Raw genomic sequence first — 6,072 nt, 5'->3', positions numbered from 1 at the left:
AGAGCTGACTTCGTCCTGCTGGAATCGCTTCGCTGCTAGAACGGACTGTGTTCTGCTAGAATCGCTTCGCTGCTAGAGCGGACTTCGTCCTGCTAAAGTCGCTTCGCTATGCAGTTTGCTTTTATAGCCTCTAGCCGCGAAGCGTCCTAGCAGCGCAGCGCTCTAGGTTTCTAGTGTCTAGTGTCTAGATAGACTTAAACAATGATCAGCGACACGCTAACTGCATAAAGCCACCTGCTTTAATATCGGATTGATAAACCAATCCTGTAAAACGGTTATCAAGCAGTTGTTGTTTATGCTCATAAAAATGTGTGCCAATACAAATTTGTTCATCCAGTAACAAGGTTCTAGTTTGCATACTCGGCTTATCCCATACAGTACTGCCAAGAGGTGCTGATTCTGGCAATGCTAGAGGAGTAAGCTCATTACCGTTACGTAAATAGCACCTTAATCCTTTACCAGACTGCCCTATTGATAACTGGTAGCGGGTCAAATCGAGGCACACATAAATAATATCGGTATTAATATGTAACCCAGACTTCACCATACGCTCATGAAGATAAGACAACATATTATTAGGTTCGATTAAGGTATTGCTTAAACCATTTCTAAATAACTTAAGTTTTTGATTAATAAAACTACGCAATAAGACACAGCCAAAAGCGGCGCTATTATCCTCAGGTGAAAAGTGTGCCATATACATCACTAAATGATGCTCCCCCACCATTGTAGAATCGATGAAGTAAGCACTAACATCATTATTTTTAAATAGACTGTAATTGATTTCGGCTTTGGGATAATAGATATGCGACGCAGGAAATAACTGCTGCTGAACACTTTTGGCCGCTTGAGCATTTTGCTCAAGTAAAGATAAGTTATCGGTAAGCTCTTGGTAAGATAACTCATTCATTTCTTGTAAATGCGATTGCCCAGAAACATTCATCGGCGTAGCGGCTGACATCATCACTTGTATGATTGCCTGCTCAATAATGAATAAATCAGCAATAGGTTTAGTCAGATAATCACTGGCACCAATGCGCAATGCTTCGACAACATCAGACATCACATCATTACCAGAAATAACAATAGCGGGTATAGCAGGATTAATATCTTGCATTTGTTTAAGCATCGACAAACCATGAAGGCCTGGCATGCTTAAGTCTGCAATAACAATATCAAAAATAGCATCGGAAAAAAGGGCTATGCCTTCATCGCCATTACATGCTTGTTGAACCCGAGCACCTTGCCGCTGCAAAAAATCAGCAACGACATGGCGAAATATCGGGTCATCTTCAACAAAGAGGATCTCGACATCAGTAAGCGCCATACAACAACCTCGCAAACTACACTGCCGAGGTGCCTGTATGCCTCGACTATTCTAGTTCATCTAAATATTCGTCAAGTAACTCATCGTCCGCTTGACTAGATGGCACATCACCATCAAAAACTTTGTAATCCATATGCTGCAAATAGGCATCTTTTACAAAAGCATAAGGATCAAGAGCATTGTCTAATAATCTTTCTTGATCAATGGCTTTAGAACGAGCATCCAAGCCTTTTAAACCCCATTTTAATACTGACTGCCACATCGTTAGCTCAGATAAAGGAAAGTATAGACCATCCACCCAATCAGAGGCGATTTCTCTTGTCACAATTGGGCCATAAAACGGCGCCATAAAATAAGGGCCATTTGGGGTACCGTAATAACCCAACACTTCGTTGAAATCATCTTGTTTACGGTGCATCCCCATCATGTCAGCTACATCGACTAAACCCAGTAAACCTATGGTGGTATTAACCGTAAAACGACCGCCGGCATTAGCAGCCCATCCCCACTTTCCTTGCAAGGTATTATTCACCAGAGAGCTAGGTTCCTCTAGGTTATAAACAAAATTATTAACACCCGTTCTGACTGGATTAGGAACATAGTCTTTATAACCATGGGCAACTGGGCGAATAATATACCGATCTAAAAACAGATAGTTAAAGTCCCACATTGTGCGGTTAACTTCTTCAAATGGATCGCGAGGATCATTGTATTTGATTTCGACCGCAGGACGTGATGATGTGGCAACTTGAGGTGCTTCTGCTTCGGCATACACTGGCATGCTAACGGCAACAAACACCTGAAGTAATATCCATTTATACTTCATATAATTCTCTTTAAAATGACAAAAGGTACTACTCAACAAACTGCTATTTTTGTCTTTTTTATTAAAGCAATTTTTGTTCAAGTCGATATAATTTAGCAAGCAAGTGTAAGGCTGTTATTATTCACTATTTATCAGTCAGGCCTTACTCATACGTCTGTGTTATCAGCAATCATTCACTGTAATGGCATAAAACCCTGTATGTTACCCCAATAAGGTAACAGGGAGCTAAGGATACTGTCCCATTTGACAATATCAATCAAAAAATTGTAAATGTAGTTAATATTGTTCACTGACATGTAGATTAATTTCAATAGACAAACATGTTCGTTTGAAAGGATTTCTATGGCTGTACCAACAACGCTCCCTCAAAAAACGGTCAATACCGTCACAATAAAACCTGCAGATGCAAGTCCGCAGAAGTTGTCTGAGCGCAAACAAACTCAAACAGATAGTCCTTCTTTACCAACAAAAACTTCAAATGACAAATCCGCGGTATCTAGCTCGTCGACCACTAAATCAGATTTAGCAGCCGTATTATTGCCCGTCAAAGTGTTACAACCACCAGCAAACGCCCAACTCGACGTCACCATTGAAAATCAGCAATATCAACTAAACAAGACCGCTGAACTGCAAAAATTATTACAACAGACAGCGCAAGTCGTTATAGCAAGCGATCACGCTAAACTTGTGGCTCGTGCCGTTTCCAGTGCAAATGTCCCCGTAGTCCAAACAGAAGTCATCAACAACCAAGCTACCACCCCTGTAATGTCAACGGCTTCTGCTGGCTCAACGGCCACATCACCCGCCCAAACAGTTACCACTCAATTAGTGCTTTTGGCACAACCCATTCAGCTTTCCTTACCACAAGGTCTTGAGGAACTGGCAAAGCAAAATGGTGTATCAACACAACAACTCGCAACGCTGGCAACCAGAACTCAAGGTTATCCTCTGCCTACAGCGATAATAGACCAAGGGAAATTAACTTTTTCTGGTGGCACAAGCATCCAATTATCGCCAAACACCGCGTTAAACTCAGGCCAATATTTAGCTAAGGTGGTGGTGCAGCATCAGCAATTGCAACTTGCGCTCACGCCAGTCATTGCTGAAATAACCGTTAATTTAACGAAACTCACCACAACGCCTCAAGCAGATCAGTCTTTTCAAGCAGCAAACATCATCATCACTAAAAATGAACCAGCACAAATCCTCAGCCAATTTCTAAAAAAGCTAGAGTCAACACCACTGCCTACACTTGATAATGCGGTAAAAGGAAGCGATACCCAACAAAAAACGCCTATTGAATTAACGCCTTTTTCAGCCAAAATCGGCCAAGATAGTGCTACAGTAAAAACCGGGGGGCCGGTAACACAACAACCTAATCCATCAGGACTATCATCTGAGTCGAATCTCACTAAAACCACCAGCAATATGGCTCAGCAAGCCAATCTAGCCAAAAATGCTACCAACACGGTAGAGCAAACATCGTTATCGACAAAATCATTAGCGGAACAAAACACACCCAAAGCAAACACCGCTTCTGCGATAGACAATAGTGCAAAGAGCAATCCAACAAACAATAATGCATTAAACAACAATGCATCAAACAAATTGAACGGTGACCCTGCACCAATAGAAGTGCTGAATAAAGCGTTATCAAAAGCAGGCGCGATGCCAATAAAACAGCAGTTAAGCCAACAAGTCCCACATAATCTGGCCAGTGAACTGTTTAAGCATTTGCCTCAAATTAGCCCGCATCCATTAAGTGCATTGAGTGATCCAGCATTACTCAGCAGTGAGCTATACAGTTTAGCGGCGCTTAATCTTGCCCACACTCAGCTAGGTCACTCAACAAACTCACAACCCTCACCTCTGTTTTCTGGTAGCGCTATCACAACCTTATTCCAGTTATTATTAGGGGTGAAAACAAAATCAACAGGCTCAGGGATCAGCGATAAACTTCAGGCCCACCTTGCGCAGTTGCAACAACGGACCTTGAGTAAACTCAGTGCTAATTCAGGTCTGTTAGCCGCATTAGATAAGTTAGGAGGGGCAGACTCTTTGGCACAATTGGCTAACAGTATTGCGCTGTACCAACATGCAAGCACCGATCCCAATCAAGCCATGACTTGGTACTTTGCTCTCCCCTATTCAATCAACCAACGTGATGAACAGTTTGAAGGTAAATTTGAACAAGAAAATGATTCAGACAAAGATAAAAAAGCAGGATGGAAGCTACAACTCAAATTTAATTTAGCCCAAGGATCATTATTGATTTGTGCTCATAAGCAGGCAGATGTGCTTGATATCCAATTTAAAGGCAACAACCAAATGCTACTTACGAGAGTAGAACGTTTTAACCAAACACTGTCAGATAAAATTACACAAATTGGTTTTACACCAGGTAAGCTCACAACACAGTTAGCCCAAATTCCAGCGACGTTATTACCTGGCGATCACTATTTAGTCAAAACCAGAGCTTAATAGAGAACATAATGAAAGATGACTCGAAAAAAATACAGCAAGCAGTTGCACTCAGTTTTGATGGTAAAAGTGCCCCTAAAATTACTGCTACGGGTAAGGACTTAGTTGCCGAGGAGATGATATTAATCGCTAAAGAAGCGGGGATCCATATACATCAAGATCCACACTTAAGTGAGTTTTTACAGCTATTAGAATTAGGTGATGAAGTACCTAAAGAGCTGTATCTTTTAATCGCAGAATTGATTGCATTTGTGTATATGTTAGATGGGAAATTCCCAGAACAATGGGATAATCTTCATCAAAAAATTGTCGCTCAAGCATAACGCCATTCAGCGATAAAATTGTCAAACCTACATTATCTTAGGTTAATGCTGTACAAATTGGTAAATCAAACTCGCGGTGATAATTATGCCACCAACCCCCAACCCACCGAGACACAATCCAGCTAAACGATCTTGATCAAAATCAAGCCAATCATTAAATGCAGCATAATAACGCAGTGATATGCCATACAGTACAATGAGCGCTAAAGAGATAAAACTATACAAATAGTGCTCTGGATAGGCAAACGTCAGCAACGGAATAAATGCCAACAGGTAATCACAACCTTTTTGTTGTACGTCAGTTCGATACACAATGTACGTATCAATACACATTTGGATTGGAATATAGATGGCCAGTAAACCTAACAACCAAATGAAATCCATCACAGCTCCAGCATCGAACAGTGAGGGACTGTATCGCTAATATTGCAGCAAGTGATCCTGAAAAAAACGTTCTCGCCAATAACAATGTCATAAATAACAGAGATAAAAGGTACTGTTGAGTAAACTAATCGATGATGTATTGCAGAAATATAAAGGTTAAGAAATAGTTCGAAGGACATTGATTGCGTAAATTGAAAAGAAAGTTTTTTCATTACAAATCCATTTTATTAATGCGTATCCATTACACATTTTGGGGAAATAACGCTTAAATAATACAACTAAAAAACTGAGTAAACCGGCAGTTTGATATCACAAATAACACATTAAAGAAACTATATCTCTGTACAGCAACAGCATCCAAACAACAATTCAAACAACAACTCAAAATAAAACTCAAATTAACAATTCAAAATTAACACTATCATATTAATTTCATTATCCACAAGGAGCCTATAAATAATTTTATACCTTGCTATCAGATAATAATCAATACTTTACAAATAAAATAATCGTTTAAATATTCAGTAATATTAGCCAACATTATCTTAAACAGTGAATACTATTGTTAGCATAGGAGTGATGATATAACTGAATGTCATAATGTGTTCCTTTTGGATATTTAAATTATGTTCTCATACCATCATAATGCGCACAACCTCATCAACTAACACCACTAAATATTGGCAGATACGAGTATTTATTTTATTTATGTAATTAGCCGATACAAATAG

Annotated in this window: 5 protein-coding genes; 2 read left to right on the top strand and 3 right to left on the bottom strand. The window is 39.8% G+C overall.

Features of this window, described 5'->3' with window-relative positions:
• Window positions 1-205: 205 nt before the first annotated feature.
• Window positions 206-1,327, bottom strand: a complete 1,122-nt coding sequence (locus H5125_RS14785) for a response regulator (RefSeq protein WP_182744627.1) — start codon at window positions 1,325-1,327, stop codon at window positions 206-208.
• 46 nt (window positions 1,328-1,373) lie between these two features.
• Window positions 1,374-2,108: a VacJ family lipoprotein gene (locus H5125_RS14780; protein ID WP_392343271.1), complete on the bottom strand. Its 735-nt coding sequence runs from the start codon at window positions 2,106-2,108 to the stop codon at window positions 1,374-1,376.
• 387 nt (window positions 2,109-2,495) lie between these two features.
• Here H5125_RS14780 and H5125_RS14775 point away from each other — a divergent pair, with 387 nt between their 5' ends.
• Window positions 2,496-4,634: a hypothetical protein gene (locus H5125_RS14775; protein ID WP_182744626.1), complete on the top strand. Its 2,139-nt coding sequence runs from the start codon at window positions 2,496-2,498 to the stop codon at window positions 4,632-4,634.
• Between the two features lie 11 nt (window positions 4,635-4,645).
• Window positions 4,646-4,957: an EscU/YscU/HrcU family type III secretion system export apparatus switch protein gene (locus H5125_RS14770; protein WP_041413136.1), complete on the top strand. Its 312-nt coding sequence runs from the start codon at window positions 4,646-4,648 to the stop codon at window positions 4,955-4,957.
• A 42-nt stretch (window positions 4,958-4,999) separates the two neighbouring features.
• Here H5125_RS14770 and H5125_RS14765 read toward each other — a convergent pair whose 3' ends face one another.
• The gene (locus H5125_RS14765) at window positions 5,000-5,341 is read right to left on the bottom strand and encodes a hypothetical protein (protein ID WP_101086466.1); all 342 of its coding nucleotides are present in this window, start codon (window positions 5,339-5,341) and stop codon (window positions 5,000-5,002) included.
• Window positions 5,342-6,072: the final 731 nt, after the last annotated feature.

This window comes from Shewanella sp. SR44-4, from assembly GCF_014163715.1.
Taxonomy (GTDB): domain Bacteria; phylum Pseudomonadota; class Gammaproteobacteria; order Enterobacterales; family Shewanellaceae; genus Shewanella.
This window is presented reverse-complemented; position numbering and strand designations above follow the sequence as displayed.

Coding starts and splice junctions, on each gene's coding strand:
- H5125_RS14765 (WP_101086466.1), bottom strand. CDS start 5,341: ATGGATTTCATTTGGTTGTTAGGTTTACTGGCCATCTATATTCCAATC.
- H5125_RS14775 (WP_182744626.1), top strand. CDS start 2,496: ATGGCTGTACCAACAACGCTCCCTCAAAAAACGGTCAATACCGTCACA.
- H5125_RS14780 (WP_392343271.1), bottom strand. CDS start 2,108: ATGCCAGTGTATGCCGAAGCAGAAGCACCTCAAGTTGCCACATCATCA.
- H5125_RS14785 (WP_182744627.1), bottom strand. CDS start 1,327: ATGGCGCTTACTGATGTCGAGATCCTCTTTGTTGAAGATGACCCGATA.
- H5125_RS14770 (WP_041413136.1), top strand. CDS start 4,646: ATGAAAGATGACTCGAAAAAAATACAGCAAGCAGTTGCACTCAGTTTT.